General features: G+C 73.1%; 16 protein-coding genes. 11 read left to right on the top strand and 5 right to left on the bottom strand.

All coding sequences use genetic code 11. The features are described 5' to 3' along the window. Positions 1-133 precede the first annotated feature (133 nt). Entirely contained in the window at positions 134-1,534 is a 1,401-nt protein-coding gene (locus tag FHR36_RS16220) for a glycosyltransferase 87 family protein (RefSeq protein WP_253797925.1), read from the top strand. Positions 1,535-1,637: 103 nt separating this feature from the next. On the opposite strand, the gene FHR36_RS16225 is transcribed toward FHR36_RS16220, so the two are convergent. Further along, the gene (locus tag FHR36_RS16225) at positions 1,638-2,054 is read right to left on the bottom strand and encodes an SsgA family sporulation/cell division regulator (protein ID WP_253797926.1); all 417 of its coding nucleotides are present in this window, start codon (positions 2,052-2,054) and stop codon (positions 1,638-1,640) included. A 223-nt stretch (positions 2,055-2,277) separates the two neighbouring features. On the opposite strand from FHR36_RS16225, the gene FHR36_RS16230 reads away from it, so the two are divergent. The 3 genes from FHR36_RS16230 (at position 2,278) to FHR36_RS16240 (ending at position 6,193) form a co-directional block, all read left to right on the top strand. Beyond that, positions 2,278-4,374: an RDD family protein gene (locus FHR36_RS16230; RefSeq protein WP_253797927.1), complete on the top strand. Its 2,097-nt coding sequence runs from the start codon at positions 2,278-2,280 to the stop codon at positions 4,372-4,374. A gap of 53 nt (positions 4,375-4,427) precedes the next feature. Next, positions 4,428-5,387, top strand: a complete 960-nt coding sequence (locus FHR36_RS16235; RefSeq protein ID WP_253797928.1) for a D-2-hydroxyacid dehydrogenase family protein — start codon at positions 4,428-4,430, stop codon at positions 5,385-5,387. 113 nt (positions 5,388-5,500) lie between these two features. Next, positions 5,501-6,193 carry an RDD family protein gene (locus FHR36_RS16240; RefSeq protein ID WP_253797929.1) on the top strand — a complete coding sequence of 231 codons (693 nt, stop codon included), beginning with the start codon at positions 5,501-5,503 and terminating at the stop codon, positions 6,191-6,193. A gap of 145 nt (positions 6,194-6,338) precedes the next feature. Here the strand turns inward: FHR36_RS16240 and FHR36_RS16245 are convergent, their stop codons facing one another. Further along, positions 6,339-6,587 carry a hypothetical protein gene (locus FHR36_RS16245; protein WP_253797930.1) on the bottom strand — a complete coding sequence of 83 codons (249 nt, stop codon included), beginning with the start codon at positions 6,585-6,587 and terminating at the stop codon, positions 6,339-6,341. A 226-nt stretch (positions 6,588-6,813) separates the two neighbouring features. Between FHR36_RS16245 and nfi the strand changes: the two genes are divergently transcribed. The 5 genes from nfi to FHR36_RS16270 all read left to right on the top strand — a co-directional run bounded on the left by nfi (position 6,814) and on the right by FHR36_RS16270 (position 11,442). Further along, complete coding sequence (gene nfi / locus FHR36_RS16250) at positions 6,814-7,506, top strand: deoxyribonuclease V (protein WP_253797931.1); 693 nt, start codon at positions 6,814-6,816, stop codon at positions 7,504-7,506. Between the two features lie 163 nt (positions 7,507-7,669). Beyond that, positions 7,670-8,110, top strand: coding sequence for a DUF2563 family protein (locus tag FHR36_RS16255; protein WP_253797932.1), 441 nt, complete (start codon positions 7,670-7,672; stop codon positions 8,108-8,110). Positions 8,111-8,165: 55 nt separating this feature from the next. After that, positions 8,166-9,611 (top strand): WXG100 family type VII secretion target, encoded by a 1,446-nt coding sequence (locus FHR36_RS16260; RefSeq protein ID WP_253797933.1) that lies wholly within the window; start codon positions 8,166-8,168, stop codon positions 9,609-9,611. Positions 9,612-9,699: 88 nt separating this feature from the next. Beyond that, complete coding sequence (locus FHR36_RS16265; protein WP_253797934.1) at positions 9,700-11,070, top strand: S8 family serine peptidase; 1,371 nt, start codon at positions 9,700-9,702, stop codon at positions 11,068-11,070. A gap of 120 nt (positions 11,071-11,190) precedes the next feature. After that, positions 11,191-11,442, top strand: a complete 252-nt coding sequence (locus tag FHR36_RS16270) for a hypothetical protein (protein ID WP_253797935.1) — start codon at positions 11,191-11,193, stop codon at positions 11,440-11,442. Positions 11,443-11,485: 43 nt separating this feature from the next. Here the strand turns inward: FHR36_RS16270 and FHR36_RS16275 are convergent, their stop codons facing one another. Beyond that, positions 11,486-12,049, bottom strand: a complete 564-nt coding sequence (locus tag FHR36_RS16275; protein ID WP_253797936.1) for a GNAT family N-acetyltransferase — start codon at positions 12,047-12,049, stop codon at positions 11,486-11,488. 63 nt (positions 12,050-12,112) lie between these two features. Between FHR36_RS16275 and FHR36_RS16280 the strand changes: the two genes are divergently transcribed. Together FHR36_RS16280 and FHR36_RS16285 are read left to right on the top strand one after the other, a co-directional pair. Next, positions 12,113-12,601, top strand: coding sequence for an HIT family protein (locus FHR36_RS16280; protein WP_253797937.1), 489 nt, complete (start codon positions 12,113-12,115; stop codon positions 12,599-12,601). A 104-nt stretch (positions 12,602-12,705) separates the two neighbouring features. After that, a complete protein-coding gene (locus FHR36_RS16285) occupies positions 12,706-13,236 on the top strand; it encodes a DinB family protein (protein ID WP_253797938.1) in 531 nt (176 codons plus the stop codon). 41 nt (positions 13,237-13,277) lie between these two features. On the opposite strand, the gene FHR36_RS16290 is transcribed toward FHR36_RS16285, so the two are convergent. Next, positions 13,278-14,363: a DUF2332 domain-containing protein gene (locus tag FHR36_RS16290; RefSeq protein WP_253797939.1), complete on the bottom strand. Its 1,086-nt coding sequence runs from the start codon at positions 14,361-14,363 to the stop codon at positions 13,278-13,280. Between the two features lie 198 nt (positions 14,364-14,561). Further along, the gene (locus FHR36_RS16295; protein ID WP_253797940.1) at positions 14,562-15,011 is read right to left on the bottom strand and encodes a hypothetical protein; all 450 of its coding nucleotides are present in this window, start codon (positions 15,009-15,011) and stop codon (positions 14,562-14,564) included. Between the last annotated feature and the right edge of the window lie 34 nt (positions 15,012-15,045).

Here is a 15,045-nt window from a genome sequence, read left to right on the forward strand (position 1 = left end):
CCCCCGGGGGCCGCCGTGCTGTGCCCCGGCCGGGTGGCAACCGCGACCGGTGGCGGGTCGGAGCAGGTCCGGTAGTGTCGGCTGCTGGCTGACCGGAGAACCCGGACGGGCCACCGGCGGACGGAGCAACACGGTGACAACGGCGCAAGAGGAACGCAGGACGCCCGAGCGGCGCCCCGAGCAGCCCCCTGCCACGGCAGGCCGGCGGCGCGTCCTCGGCTCACCCGGGCGGGCGCTCGGCGCCGCCGCGACCGCCGTCCGCGAAGCCCCGCGCCGCCCGATGGTCCTGGCCACCGCCCTGGCGCTGGTCTCCCTGCTCGCGTACGCCACCGTCCGGCACTTCGTCGGCACCTCGATGGTCGACATGATCGTCTACCGGGCGGAGGGCGCCGCCGTCGCCCACGGCCAGGACCTCTACGCGCTGCGCGTCACCGAGTGGAACCTGCCCGCCACCTACCCGCCGTTCGCCGCCATGCTCTTCGTCCCGACCACCTGGTTCGGGATCGGCGTGCTGCGGGTCGCCATCACCGCCGGCAACATCGCCCTGCTCGGACTGCTCGCCGCCCTCTCCTTCAAACTGGTCGGCTGGCCCGGGCGCCAGCTGCGCCCGGTCGGCGTGGTGCTGGTCGCCGGCCTCGGCGTCTGGCTGGAGCCGGTCTTCACCACCCTGCGCTACGGCCAGATCAACCTGGCGCTGGCCTGCCTCATCCTCTGGGACCTCACCCGCCCCGACGGCCGCCGCAGCAAGGGCATCGCCATCGGCATCGCCGCCGGCATCAAGCTCACCCCCGGCCTGTTCGCCGTCTACCTGCTGATCACCGGCCGGGTCCGGGCGGCCTTCACCGCCGGCCTCACCTTCCTCGCCACCTTCGCGCTCGGCGCGGCCGTCCTGCCGGACGCCACCTACGGCTTCTGGACCAAGTACCTGTACGACTCCACCCGGGTCGGCAAGACCGTCATCGTCGACAACCAGTCGGTCCGCGGCGCCGTCGCCCGGCTGCTGCACGCCGAGAACCCCGGCCTGACCGCCACCCTGCTCGGCGCCGCCGTCGCGGTCGCCGGACTCGCCGTCGCCGCCTGGGCCCACCGCAGCGCCCCGTGGGCGCCGCGCGCCGAGGCCTGGGGCGTGTGCGCCGCCGCCGTCACCGCCGTACTGATCTCCCCGATCAGCTGGACCCACCACTGGGTCTGGTGCGTGCCGATGCTCGTCCTGCTCGCGGCCGAGGCCGCGCACGAGCGTTCCCGGCCCGCCGCCGTCCGGCGCATGCGCTGGCGGCCCATCCTCGGGGCGACCGTGCTCGGCTTCCTCTCGTTCGCCATGTGGATCGTCCCCCACAAGGGCGACCTCGACGAGCACCTGCCCGCGCTGCACCAGCTGCCCGCCTCGGTCTACCCCGTGATCGGCGTCTGCTTCCTGGCCGTCGCCGCGCTGCGGGTCCGCGCCCGACGGCGGGCGGCCGGCGAGCCGCTGGTCCGGCTGCCGCAGCAGCGCCCGGCGGAAGGCGAGTCGCAGAAGGCCCCCGCGGCCCGCTGAGACCGGCCCCGCCGGGAGGTACGGGTGGGGGGAACGTGGCAGGGGGTCGACGCCGTCGCTCGGGAGAGTGGCGGCGTCCGGTCCCGTCCGCGCGTCCGGGCGCTCACGCGAGCAGCTCGGCCAGCGAGCCGTCCAGGTCCAGCGCCGCCAGCTCCGCGCCCGGCGGCACCAGCCGGTGCGCCCGCTCCAGCCACGCCGCCACCGTCGCCAGCGGCGCCTCCAGCAGCGCGTCCCCGGCCGGCGAGCTCAGCGCCATGCACAGCACGCTGCGCCGTCCCGACCGCGTCGGCCAGATCCGCACGTCCCCCTGCCCGCACGGCCGGAACGTTCCCTCCACCAGCAACTCCCGGGCGAACACCCAGGTCACCGGCGTCCCGCTGTCCAGGTGGAAGGTGACGTACACCGCGAACGGGTCGTGACTCCCGTACGAGAGCCGGGCCGCCACCGGCACGCTGCGCTCCGGCGAGAGCACCAGATTGAGCTCCAACTCCTGCTCCACGACGCCCGTCGACTGTCCCATGGCCGTACTTCCTCTCCGCGTTCCGCGTCGGCAGGGCCGCATCCCGACCCTTCGTCTGAAGAGAGGGTCTAGCGCGCGGACTCTTACACGCGTTTCGGAAGGACTCTTTTTCCGTTGAACCAGACTGGTGCGCGCCCTCCAGGCACTACCCTTTGTGACTGCCTCGCGACTCTCCGCTCGCACGCGCGTTCGTACTGGTGACGGCACGGGAAAGAAGTACGACATGACGGACCGGCCCTACCCGGGTGGATCGACTCAGTCGCTGGCCGCCGACACGGCCGGCCCCACGCCCGGCTACTACCCGGACCCGTCGATCCCCGGCTTCGTCCGCTACTGGGGCGGCAGCGCCTGGGTGCCCGGCACCAGCCGCCCCGCGCCCGCGCCCGGCGAGGTGCTGGAACCGCCGCGGTTCGTCGCCCGCTACGTCGCCCAGGCCCCCCAGGTCGCCACGGCGCGGTACGTGCCGCCGCCGGTGGTGCCGGAGCCCGGGGAGACCGGGCCGGTGTACTTCGACGAGACCTCGGCCGGGACGTCGTTCGCGATGGCGTCCGACGGGCGGGAGGTGCCTGACGTACCGCAGGCGCCACAGACACCGCACGCGGAGCTGGAGCTCCGGGCGCGCGGGGACGTGGCGTCGCGGGGGCGGGCCGGGACCGGGGCGGGGGCGGGGGCGGCGGAAGGGGTTGCGGTCGGGCCCGAGCCCGAGCTGGAGGCGCTTCCGATGCCGCAGCCCGGGGCGATGCTGCGACCGGTCACGCCGGAGTCGTGGGCGAGGGCCGACGCGCTGGGCGGGTTCGGTGGCTTCGGCGGGTTCGCCGGCTTCGCCGAGGGTGCGGTACCGCAGCCCGGGATGGCGGGCGAGCCCTGGGGCGACCCGGGGTGGGGACCGGCGGAGGGTGCGCTCGCGGGCACGGATCGTCCGTCGGAGCCGGCGGCAGAGCCGGTGGCGGGGCCGGTGGCCGGTGATGCGGGGCGTCCGGTGGTGGACGCCGGGCCGAGACCGGTGAGGGAACTGCTGCCGTCCCGGCCGCCCGTGTCGGAGCCCGAGCCCGAGCTGTTGAGGGTCGAGGTCGAGGTGGCGGCCGAGGTGTCGGAGCTTCCGGTGCAGCCTTCGCCGGAGCCGGGCTGGCCGGCCGAGGACTTCGGCTGGCGGGCCGATCCGTTGGCGCAGCGCGGACTGCTGGAGACCGGGAACGCGCCGCGCTGGGTGACGTGGGGCGTCGACCAGGCGGAGAGCGGGAGCGAGGAGACCGAGCCGGGTACGGCCCCGGCCGCGGCCGCCGGCGGTGTGCTCGACGGCGGTCCGGTGTCGGCGGCGCCGTGGGACGGCGCGGTGGCCGGAGGCGTGCCGCGGGCCGCGGGCGGGCCGGAGGCGGAAGCGGCGGCGGAGGCGACGGCCGGAGGCTCGTGGGAGGCCGAGTCGGCCCGCGGGCGCGTCGCGGAGCCGCGCATCGGCGAGGGCGGTGTCGCGGAGCGGGCCGATTCCGGCGGGCAGACGGTCGGTCGGCAGCGGTCGGTGCCCGAGACGGCCCGTTCGGCGGGCGGCGCGGGCGCGGCGGCCAAGGGCGCAGGCGTCGGTGGTGCGGTGCCCGGGGCGGGTGTGAGCGGGGCGCCGAGGCCGGGTGCCGGTGGCGGCGCGGGCACCGGCGCCGGGTCTGGTGCTGGTGCTGGTGTGGGAGCTTCTGCCGGCGGGGCGAGGTCGGCCGGGGCGGCGGTGCCGCGGGCCAGGGCGGGTGCCGCTACGCCGAAGGCGACGCCCGCGGCCGGGCGGCCCCAGCAGCGCCGTACGGGTGGCCCAGCGGCGGCCGCCGGGCGGCGGGGCGGCGTGGCCGCGCCGGTGGTGGCCGGGCTGGGCAGGCGGCTGGTGGCCCGGGCGGTGGACACGGCGGTGTTCGCCGTGGTGGCGGTGGCGGCCGGGGTGCCGCTGCTCGGGTCGGCGCTGGCGCACGTGCAGGAGAAGGTCGAGCGGGCGCAGGAGGCCGCCCGGCTGGCGGGCCGCCACACCCAGGTGTGGCTGGTGGACTCGGTGACACTGGGCAAGTTCGGTGCGCTGCTGGGCGTCCTGGTGCTGCTCGGCGTGGTGTACGAGATCCTGCCGACGTCCCGCACCGGGCAGACGTTCGGCAAGCGGTTGGCCCGGATCAAGGTGGTGGACGCGGCCGGTTCGCGGCCCCCGAGGGTCGGCCGGTCGGTGGCTCGCTGGCTGGTCAGGCAGGTTGGTGTGCTGCTGGTGTTGGGCCTGCTGTCGCCGCTGCTGGACCGCCGTACCCGGCGGGCGTGGCACGACCGGGCCGCCCGGACCCGGGTGGTCCGCGCCTGAAGCCCGGCTGTCCGGCAGGGCCCGGTCCATCGGGGGTCTGCGAGAGTGCGCGTATGAGACTTCGCTGCGCCGTGCTCGACGACTTCCAGGGTGTCGCCACCACCGCCGCCGACTGGTCGGTGCTCGGCGACCGGGTGGAGGTGGTCCCGTTCCGCGAGCACCTCGCGGGCGAGGACGAACTGGTCGCCGCACTCGCCGGGTTCGAGATCGTGGTGACGCTGCGGGAGCGGGTGGCGTTCCCCGGCTCGATGCTGCGCCGGCTGCCCCGGCTGCGGCTGCTGGTCGCGTCGGGCATGCGGAACTCGGTCATCGACCACCCGGCCGCGCGGGAGTGTGGGGTGGTGGTGTGCGGGACGGAGAGCTCATCCACCCCGCCGGTCGAGCTGACCTGGGCGCTGCTGCTCGGACTTGCCCGCGGGATCGTCCCGGAGAGCACCGCACTGCGGGCGGGCGGCCCGTGGCAGAGCACCGTCGGCGCCGACCTCGACGGCCGGCGGCTCGGGCTGCTCGGCCTGGGGAAGATCGGCAGCCGGGTCGCCCGGGTGGGCCTCGCCTTCGGGATGGACGTGGTGGCGTGGAGTCAGAACCTCACCGCCGAACGGGCGAAGGAGGTCGGAGTCGGCCTCGCCCGTTCCAAGGAGCAGCTGCTGGCGGGCAGCGACTTCGTCTCCGTCCACCTGGCGCTGGGCGACCGCACCCGCGGCCTGATCGGAGCCCCGGAGCTGGCCCTGATGAAGCCGACCGCTTTCCTGGTCAACACCTCGCGGGCCGCCATTGTCGACCAGGACGCGCTGCTCGCCGCCCTGCGGGAGGAGCGGATCGCGGGCGCGGGCGTCGACGTCTTCGACCAGGAGCCGCTCCCCGCCGACCACCCGATGCGTACGGCCCCGCGCCTGCTGGCGACGCCGCACCTCGGGTACGTCTCCGCCGCCAACTACCGGACGTACTACCGGCAGGCGGTGGAGGACATCGCCGCCTTCCTGGACGGTGCGCCGATCCGGCTGCTGGGCTGAGCCCGCAGGCGGCTTCGGGTGGGGTGCGAGCGGCATTTCCGAAACCCCTGCAAACAGCTCGAAACGGGCCAAATATCCCAACATCGTAGGAATCCCGATGTTCTACTCGGGGCATGAGCACCTACGACCCGTCATCCGGCACCGAGCCGGAGGAAGGCCCCGGCAAGCCCTCCTTCGGCAAGCAGCCCCCGCAGCCCGGCAGCCCGTACGACAGCCCGCCCGACTACGGCGGGTCGTACGGTGCCCCGCCCGGCGGCTCGCCCTACGACAAGCCGCCACCCGCCTACGGTCCGCCGCCCGGGGGACCGCCCCCCGGTTCGCCGTACGGTGCACCCGGTCCGGGTCCCGGTCCGGGCCCGGGTCCCGGCCCTGTGCCCGGGATGCCGGCGCTGGGCAGCTGGCTCAACCGGATCGTCGCGGTGGTGCTCGACTGGGTGCTGGTCCAGGTCGTGGCGATTCTGGTGCTGCTGCCGTTCGTCAGCTTCGACAAACAGGACGGCTGGGTCGGGTCGGCGTGGCTCGGCTACGGCCTCTTCCTGGTCTACGAGGGCGTGATGCTCAGCCGGGACGGCCAGACGCTCGGGAAGAAGGTGATGAAGGTCCGGGTCGCGATGCTGATCGACGGCAGCTCGCCCACCCCCAGCGCGGCATGGACCCGGGCGGCGACCTTCATCGTCCCCGCGCTGATCTGCTGCGGCGGCCTGTGGTGGCCGGTCGACGGCCTGTTCGGAGTCTTCGACAAGCCGTACCGGCAGTGCATCCACGACAAGGCGGCCAAGACGGTGGTGGTGTCCACCGCGCTCTGACCGGCAGGCGGGATGGGGGCGGAGGGCGAGGGTGCGCAGGGACGCGGGCCGCGACCGGTGTCAGGAGCCGGTCGCGGCCCGCGGGTCCGTACGGGCAGCGTGGAGGTGCCCTCAGCGGTGCCGCCCTCGGGGCCGGGGGAAGCGGTCAGGTCTGTTGTGCGTACTCCGGCTGGGACTGGTGGGCGGCGTGACCGCCGCTGCGGGGGGACGGCCTCCGGTGGGCGGCCGCCGACATGAGCAACGCCGTGGCGAGCGTCCCCAGCGCGATGGCGAACGCCACCAGCACCGTGATCTCGAACACCCCGGTCGAACCGGAGACGGCGAGCAGGGCCACCGTGGTGGCGACGGTGATCAGAGTGCCCGTGCACAACTGGGCGGTCGTAGGGCGCGGCATGGCGTTCAGTCCTTCGCGCGGTCGGGAAATTCCGTACACAGTTCCGTACTGAAGGTGTACCCATGACGGAGGGTCGGTAAGTACAGCCTAATCTGGCAGTCGGTGCACCGTCGGGGGCACAGGGGGCGCACGGACTCATGCGGCGGAGCACTCGCCGCCGCCGCGCCCGGTCGACTTGTCGGTACGGTGGTGGCGAGCCGTCAGCTGATCAACGGGGAGTCAGCCCATGTCCGTACCGTCCGACTGGCCGAGCACCGAACGCGAGGCGCTCGCCGAACAACAACGGCTGCGCCCGATGGTGGCGACGGACGGCCCGGCCCCGGACCGGGTCGCCGGAACGCTCGTCGCCGGCGTCGACGTCGCCTACGACGACGAGCGCGACGTCGTCGCGGCGGCAGCCGTCCTGCTCGACTACGCCACGCTGGAGGTCGTCGAGGAGGTCACGGCGGTCGGACAGGTGGCCTTCCCGTACCTGCCCGGGCTGCTGGCGTTTCGTGAGGTCCCGGCCGTGGTCGAGGCACTGGGACAACTGAGCGCCGAGCCCGCCCTGGTCGTCTGCGACGGCTACGGGGTCGCCCACCCGCGCCGCCTCGGCCTCGCCAGCCACCTCGGCGTCCTGACCGGCCTGCCGACCATCGGCGTCGCCAAGACCCCGTTCACCTTCACCTACCGCGCGCCCGGCGCCGAGCGCGGCGCGTGGGAACCGCTCGTGGACGCCGGTGAGATCGTCGGCCGCGCCGTCCGCACACGCGAAGGGGTGAAACCCGTCTTCGTCTCCGTCGGCCACCGCATCGGCCTCACCGAAGCCACCGAGGTCACTCTCGCCCTCACCCCTCACTACCGCCTCCCCGAAACCACCCGCCGCGCCGACTCCCTGTGCCGCAGAGCACTCGCAGAGGCGGTGTCGGCGGCCGGGTGAGATGCGATCCTGGTTCTCGGACAGCGCAGGCCAGCGCGGGGATGGGTAGTTGGCGTGCGAGGGGACGTTTTGACGGTGGGTGGCATGTGTTAGACATAGAGGTTGGGGCCGGGCTACAGCGGCGCACGGCAGCAGCAGAGCAGTACGGGGGAGGTACGAGGACGTGAGTTCAGGCTTTCAGGTTGAGGTCGACAATCTGCGGGCGTTCGCCGCGCAGGTGCGACGGCTGTTGAGCGACTTCGAGGCAAACGCGGGCGGCGGCAGGGTGCACGCTCTGAGCAGCGTGGCAGGCGGCGCGTTCGGCGGTTTCGCGGAGGCGCAGGACCTTCACGCGAAGTACCAGGACATGAGCAACCACCTGCGCAGCGTCCTGGACCTCATTTACGACGCGATCGACGACTCGCAGCGCAAGGCCGACATGACGGCCACCAACTACGAGGAGCACGAGCACCAGACGGCTCAGACGCTCCGGCTCAGCGACGACGGTTGGTCGACCGCCCCGCCGCCTGCACGGCAGGTGACGTCGAGCGGTCAGACAACCCGTCCTGTGGCCGTGCAGCAGCCGGGCACGGGAACGACGTCCAGCGGTGATGGCACATGGTAGGGCCGAGCACAGCAGGTAGGACCTTCCTGCGATTCGGATTGGGGGACACTCAGCAATGACCGACTTCCACGGGTACAGCCACGGGCAGATGCGCGACATGCTCGACGCGATGGATCCCGCCGCGATCATGGAGGCAGGCGACCGCTGGCGTAGTGCTGGTGACACGCTGCGGCTCATTCACGGCGCCCTATCGAACGCTTCGACCGACGCCGTCTCGTCCTGGAACGGCGCGTCCAGCGATGCCTTCAACACGCGGATGACGACGATCGCGAAGTCCGTCGAGGAAGCCTCGAAGTACGCGGACGACGCGGCGAACGCGATGCGTGACGCGTCAGACGCGATCAGCGAGGCGAAGGCCGCCATGCCGCCGGAGCCGAGCTTCTGGGACAAGGCGACCGACGCCGTCAGCGACACGGCCAAGGGTGTCGTCGGCGTTGACGACGAGGACACCCGTACAGCGATCGCCGACTCGGAGAAGGCCAAGGCCGTCGCGGTCATGCAGGTGTTGGCGGTCAAGTTCTCCACTGCCAACAAGGCAATGAAGCCTCCGACGGTGCTCCGGAACGACCCGCCCGAGTTGGAGCCGCATGCGCCGTCTGCAGCGGAGGCCATTGGTGCCGTGATCATGGGCGGTGGCATGGGCTTCGTCGGCACCGGCGCGGGGCAGAGCAGCAGCTCGTCCGCCGGGCCGCGGTCGTCGAGCCAGCAGCGCCGTACGACCAGCCAGGCGCCGAAGGTGGTCGGTTCCGGCGGTCCGACCGACTCCGGGATCAAGGGCGGCACGGCCAACCCCGCGCCGCGTCCGAAGTCCCCGACGACGACCGGGATCGATGGCGTCAGCGGCGGTACGAAGATTCCGGGATCGACCAACACCGGTACGCACCTCGAGAACCCGGGCGGCGTGCACCCCGGGCAGGGCAATACCGGTGGCACCGGCGGTTCCGGTGGCACCATCACCACGTCCTCCAGGGGCGGTGGTGCCGGTGCCGGTGGGCTCAAGGGTGCCGGCGGCCTCAAGGGCGACGGTGCCGGTGCAGGTGGGCTCAAGGGTGCCGGTGGCCTCAAGGGCGGCGGCGCGACCGAAGGCACCGTCGGAGCCGGCCGCAGTGGTGGCCTGGGTGCGGGTACCGCGCGCAGCGGCTCCGCGTTCGGGGCCGGCGGCATGGGTGAGGGCCACGGCGGCGGAGCGGGCGCGGGCGGCAAGGGCGGCCTCGGTGGCCGTTCGGGCTCCGGCCTGAACCGCAAGGGTGGCGGCGTGGTCGGCGAGGCCAGTGCCGGCCGGGCCGGTGGCCGCTCGTTCACCGAGGGCGGCACCGGGATCGGCCGCGGCCGCGGCGCTCAGGCCGGCCAGGGCGCCGGTGGCCAGGGTCACGGTATGCCCGGTCACGGCCAGTCCGGCAAGAAGGACAAGAAGCAGGGCAAGGACCGTCCCGATTACCTCGTCGAAGATGAGGAAACGTGGGCGTCGGGGGACCAGGTCAATCCGAACGTGGTGGAATGACCTCGGACCGCTAGACGATTCGAACACCATGGCCGTCCCGTGAGCAGGTGCTTGCGGGACGGCCGTCCAACGAGTGGGGTGACGAGGCTTGACGACCAGCCGGACCACGCGCGGTTTGGCCGTGCTCGCAACGGGAGCCCTCCTGTGGGGACTCAGCGCTGCTCCCGCGTCCGCCGACAGTGAGCGCGACGCGCAGTGGCCGATCAAGAAGTACGACCTCGCCAACAAGGTGTGGCCGATCACCCAGGGCGATGGCGTCATCGTTGCGGTCATCGACAGCGGTGTGGCCAAGCACCAGGACCTCGAGGGACAGGTCGTCCCCGGCCTCAACAACTCGGGTGCAGCGGGTGACGAGCGTTCCGACGCCGACGGGCACGGTACGGCGATGGCAGCTCTGATCGCCGGCCGTGGTCACGGAGACGGCGCGGGGATCACCGGACTTGCCCCCAAGGCAAAGATCCTTCCGGTGAAGATCACGCAGGGCGGCCTTGACTCGCAGTCGGGTCGGGACGGCCAGCTCGCCGAGGCGATCCGATTCGCAGTCGATCACGGCGCGAAGGTCGTCAACATGTCCTTTGCGGGCGACTCGAGCCGCGATACCCGTGACGCAATCACCTACGCGATCAGTCGCGATGTCGTTCTGATCAGCTCCTCCGGCAACGGCGGCAACCACGACGAGCCGGTTGACTACCCTGCAGCGATTCCTGGTGTGGTCGCCGTCGGCGCGGTCGATGAGGACGGCAAGCTGTGGGCGAAGTCGAACAAGGGTCCCGAAGTGACGCTTGTGGCCCCCGGAGTCAACATCGAGTCGGCGGACAGTACGTCCCCGACTGCGTACAAGAAGTCTGACGGCACTTCGGACGCCAGCGCCCTCGTATCGGGGATCGCTGCGCTGGTCCGCGCCAAGTATCCCAACCTCTCGGCCGGTCAGGTCATCAATCGGATGATCAAGTCGGCCGTGGCCCCGCCCGACAAATCGACGGTGCCGAACAACAGCTACGGCTACGGCATTGCGTCGCCGCAGCGGGCGCTGGAGCCCAACGCCGCAGTGGACAACGGGCCGAAGGACAACCCGCTTCTCAACCGGCCGGAGTCGCAGAACAGCGGCAACTCGGCTGCGCCGTCGGCGGGTGCGTCGAAGCCCGGTGCGCCGGCGCCCGGGAGCAATGACAGTGCGGCGAAGGACGAGAAGAGCGGCGGCTCGTCGATGCTGCTGGTGGGCGGCGCGGTGGCCGTGCTGCTGGTGGTCGTGGTGATCGTGTTGCTGGTGCGCCGCTCCCGTAAGGGTGGCGGCGGCGGCCAGGGCGGTCCCGGCGGTGGTGGTGGCGCTCCGTACGGGGGGAACCCGCAGCAGCAGGCGCCGTACGGGGCTCCGACGCAGGGCGGCTACCCGCCGCCGCAGCAGCAGCAGTACCCGCCGCAGCAGCCGCCGGCCGGGGGCAATCCGTACCAGCGCTGACCGGTCCGGCCGCGGCCGGACCTGACACGCCCACGGACGGCGGACGATCCTTCCAGGCGAACGGCCCTTCGGGTAGGAGATGGCTCGACCATCACCGACTGACCCGAAGGGCCGTTCGTCATGTTGCGCAAGAAATTCGCCGTCCTCGCCCTGCTCATCGCCGCGGCGGCCGTCGCCCCGGCCGCCGTGTCCGCCGCTCCGGCGCTCGCGGACGGACCGAAGAACGAGAAGGAGGCCACGGTCTGTTCGAAGCTGCTCGGCTCGGTGCTTCCTGGCCTGGTGCCCACGAAAACCGTGTGCAAGGTGAACGTCGACAATCACGGTGGCGGCACGAACGTCACCGGTCCGGGTGTCGGCAAGATGTTCGACTGACGGGTGACCGCCGATCGGTGGCGGGCTGTGGCCGAGGGGCGGGTCAGCAGCCTTCGGCCCGCCACTCGGGGCGCAGGGCGGCCATGTGCAGGACGTCGAAGCGCTCGCCCTCCCACACCAGTGCCTGCCGGCTGCGGCCCTCGTGCTGGAAGCCGGCCTTCTCGTAGGCGCGGACGGCGCGCGGGTTGTACTCGAAGACCTCCAGCTGGACGCGGTGCAGGCGGACCTCCTCGAAGGCGTACCGCAGCATCAGGCGCGCGGCCTCGGTGCCGTAGCCGCGGCCGGGGGCGCCGGGGGCGAGGGCGATGCGGAAGGAGGCGGACTGGGCCCTCTCGTCGAGTTCGATGAGGGCGAGTTCGCCGAGGAAGGCGCCGCTCGCGAGGTCCTCGACGGCGAGGTCGAGGCGGTTGTCCTGTTCGCACCGGCCGGCGCACCACGTCTCGACGTCGTCCAGGGTGAACTCCCGTACCGTGCCGGTGAGTCTGCGGGTCTCGGGGTCCATGGTGGAGCGCCACATGGGTTCGGCGTGCCGCAGGGTCAGGGGGACGAGACGGATGCGGTCACCGATGAGCGTCGGCTTGTCGGTCAGGGCAACGGAGTTGATCACCCATCCGTTCTACCGAAACGCGGGCCCTGGCTGCCAGCGCGATCATGCGCCTAGGCTCGGTGCATGCTGATCGATGACTGGGATGACCGCGACGACTACGAGGACTGCTACACCTGTCGGATGTCGGCCGAGGTCGAGGCGGGTGCGGCGGCCGCGCCGCGGCACCGGATCGCGGCGGACGAGCACTGGCGGGTCGCGCACGCCTTCGGCACCGCGCTGCCCGGCTGGCTGGTGCTGGTGCCCCGCCGCCACGTCACCTCGATCGCCGAACTGACCGACGAGGAGGCGGCGTTGCTCGGCGGCTGGCAGGTGCGGCTGTCCCGGGCGCTGGGCGAGGTGACCGGGTGCGTGAAGACGTACGTGGCCCAGTTCGCCGAGCGGGAGGGGTTCGGGCACGTGCACTTCCACATCGTGCCGCGCCCGGCCGACCATCCCGAGGAGCTGTGGGGGCCGCGGGTGTTCGGTGCGCTGGACGGGACGCGGGCGGCGGTGTCCGAGGCGGAGATGGACGAGCTGTCGCTGCGGCTCGCCGCCGCCCTCGGCGCTGCCTGACCGCAGTCACGGCGAGGTCGCGCCGGGCCCGCCTGGCGGCATCTTGACGCAGGCTGGCTGTCCCGCCGCTGGTTGCCCATGCCCCGCCGGGCCATCCTGGATGCATGATCACTCCTGACACCAAGGACTGGACCTGGGTCCTCGAGCGCTCCTGCCCCGACTGCGGCCTGGACGCCCCCGCCGTGGTCCGCGAGGACGTGGCCGGCATGGTGCGCGCCAATGCGGCCGTCTGGGTGGAGCTGCTGGCCGGTGAGCGGGACGGGCTCGGCCGCCGGCCGAGCCCGGACACCTGGTCGCCGCTGGAGTACGCCTGCCACGTCCGGGACGTCTTCCGGCTGTTCGACGTTCGCCTGGGGCTGATGCTGGCCGAGGACGGCCCGCTGTTCGCCAACTGGGACCAGGATGTCACCGCGGCGGAGGAGCGGTACGGCGAGCAGGACCCGGCGGTGGTCGCGGTCGAACTGGCCGAGGCCGCCGAGCGCCTGGCGGCCTCCTTCGAGCGGGTCGCGGGCAGGCAGTGGCAGCGCACCGGGAACCGCAGCGACGGGGCCCGCTTCACGGTCGAGTCCTTCTCGCGCTACCTGATCCACGACCCGCTGCACCACCTGTACGACGTCACCGGCGTGCGGTACTGAGCCGCCAGGACCTACCGCACCGGGACCTACCCCGCCAGGTCCTACCCCACCGGGCCGAGCTCCGCCTCGGTGACCGTCCAGGCCGGGAGTCCGTGCGGCACCGCCTCGGCGAGGATCTGCCGGGGCTCGGCGCCGCGGCGGACGGTGAGCAGGAAGCGGTGCTCCTCGCCGACCCGGTGCGGTTCCAGGGCGATGTGGGCGAACGGCGCCCGCTCGGTCGAGGCGTCGGCCAGGCGGGCCAGTTCGGTCTCCACCCGGGCCCATTCCTCCTTGGGGACGTACTGGCGCATCACCGAGTGCCAGACCACGGTCAGCGCACCGTCGGCCGGCCGTACGTCGCGCAGGAAGGCGGCGGCGCCGACCGGGTCGACCCGGGGCGGGGTGTCGGCGGCCAGCCGGAGGGCGCCGTCCAGGCGGGCGAAGCGAGCGGGCTGGTCCGCCCAGACGTAGGCGCGCAGGGCGAGGGCGCCGTCGGGGGAGAGCGGGTCGATCGGCGTCGGGTCGCAGCCCTGGCGGACGGCGAACCGCAGCGGTGGGGCGTCGTGGAGCCATCCGGGAGCCGCGCCGCGCCAGGCGTCGAGCAGCACGACGGGCGAGTCGGCCGGGCCGTACGCGAGGTCGGGGGACTCGATCCGGAAGCGGTCGGCGAGCAGGTTGAGTCCGGCGCTGGAGCCGAGTTCGTACAGGCGGACCGGGAAGTCGGCGCCGCCGAGGGCGTACAGCAGGCCGGTGATCAGCAGGTTGGCCCGGCCGACCTCGTTGGTCTGCGGCGGGCGGGTCATCCACTCCCGGACCTCGGGGAGGTGGGCGGCGACGACGGCGCGGAAGGCGGGCCACGCCGGGTCGGGGTGGGCGGGGTCGAAGGTGCCGCCGGCGCTCGGGTAGTGCGCGGCGAGATCGGGGGCGCGTCCGGTCAGGACCAGGGCGTGCACGGCGCCCAGCAGGCGCAGGGCGATGGCCGCGGGCCCCGGGGCGTCCTGGTGTCCGGCGACGGCGTCGGCGCAGGGGCCGCCGGCCGCGATGTCCTCGGCCGCCCGGTGGAGCAGGGCCGCGGAGAGCGGGGAGCCGAGCTGCGCGCAGGCGTCGGCCTGCTGGTGGAACATCCTGACGGCGTGGTCGAGTGGCATGCGGGGTCTCCGTCCGTGATCGACTGGAGATCATCTTTCGCCTGCGGACGGTCCGCCGACAGGGGGTGTCCGGGTGATACCGCTCACCACCGGGTGACACCGCCCACCACTCGCTGACCCGACCCGCGCCACCGCGGACTCCGCGCCCTCACATCACCATTCGCGGCGTCACCATGCGCATCGTCACCACTCGCGGCGTCACCATTCGCGGCCGCCGGGGCGGCGGCTGTGGCGGAGCTGGCTGACGATGTTGGCGGTGTCGCCGCCGACCACGTCGGCGATCTCCGGGGTGGCCAGGCCGACCACGTAGTGCAGGATCGCCAGGTCCTCGTCGGCGGAGCCCGGGCGGATCCCGGCGGGGGCGGCCGGGGTGTGCCGGTCGGCCACGGTGGCGCGGAGGATCTCCCAGGCGGCGGCCGCCGGGTTGGGGCTGCCGAGGACCTCGGGCCAGACCTCGGCCAGGGCGTGCAGAGCGAGCCGGACCACCTCGGCGGCCTCGCCGGGCTCCCGGAACCAGACCCGGGCGTAGCTCAGGTAACGCGGTCGGTGCAGCTCACAGAAGGCGGTGAACTCGACCGGCATGCCGGTCAGTTCGCCATGTCGCGGGGCGGATGCCGAGTCCGCGGCGTGGATATGACGGTCAGTCACATCAGCCCTCTCGATCTGGTCGCGACGGCGGGAG

The organism is Kitasatospora cinereorecta, from assembly GCF_024172095.1.
Taxonomy (GTDB): Bacteria; Actinomycetota; Actinomycetes; order Streptomycetales; family Streptomycetaceae; genus Kitasatospora; species Kitasatospora cinereorecta.

Bases quoted from the DNA above. Each gene is read 5' to 3' on its own strand.
- FHR36_RS16225 (WP_253797926.1), bottom strand. From the start codon at position 2,054: ATGGGACAGTCGACGGGCGTCGTGGAGCAGGAGTTGGAGCTCAATCTG.
- FHR36_RS16230 (WP_253797927.1), top strand. From the start codon at position 2,278: ATGACGGACCGGCCCTACCCGGGTGGATCGACTCAGTCGCTGGCCGCC.
- FHR36_RS16235 (WP_253797928.1), top strand. From the start codon at position 4,428: ATGAGACTTCGCTGCGCCGTGCTCGACGACTTCCAGGGTGTCGCCACC.
- FHR36_RS16240 (WP_253797929.1), top strand. From the start codon at position 5,501: ATGAGCACCTACGACCCGTCATCCGGCACCGAGCCGGAGGAAGGCCCC.
- FHR36_RS16245 (WP_253797930.1), bottom strand. From the start codon at position 6,587: ATGCCGCGCCCTACGACCGCCCAGTTGTGCACGGGCACTCTGATCACC.
- nfi (WP_253797931.1), top strand. From the start codon at position 6,814: ATGTCCGTACCGTCCGACTGGCCGAGCACCGAACGCGAGGCGCTCGCC.
- FHR36_RS16260 (WP_253797933.1), top strand. From the start codon at position 8,166: ATGACCGACTTCCACGGGTACAGCCACGGGCAGATGCGCGACATGCTC.
- FHR36_RS16270 (WP_253797935.1), top strand. From the start codon at position 11,191: ATGTTGCGCAAGAAATTCGCCGTCCTCGCCCTGCTCATCGCCGCGGCG.
- FHR36_RS16280 (WP_253797937.1), top strand. From the start codon at position 12,113: ATGCTGATCGATGACTGGGATGACCGCGACGACTACGAGGACTGCTAC.
- FHR36_RS16285 (WP_253797938.1), top strand. From the start codon at position 12,706: ATGATCACTCCTGACACCAAGGACTGGACCTGGGTCCTCGAGCGCTCC.
- FHR36_RS16290 (WP_253797939.1), bottom strand. From the start codon at position 14,363: ATGCCACTCGACCACGCCGTCAGGATGTTCCACCAGCAGGCCGACGCC.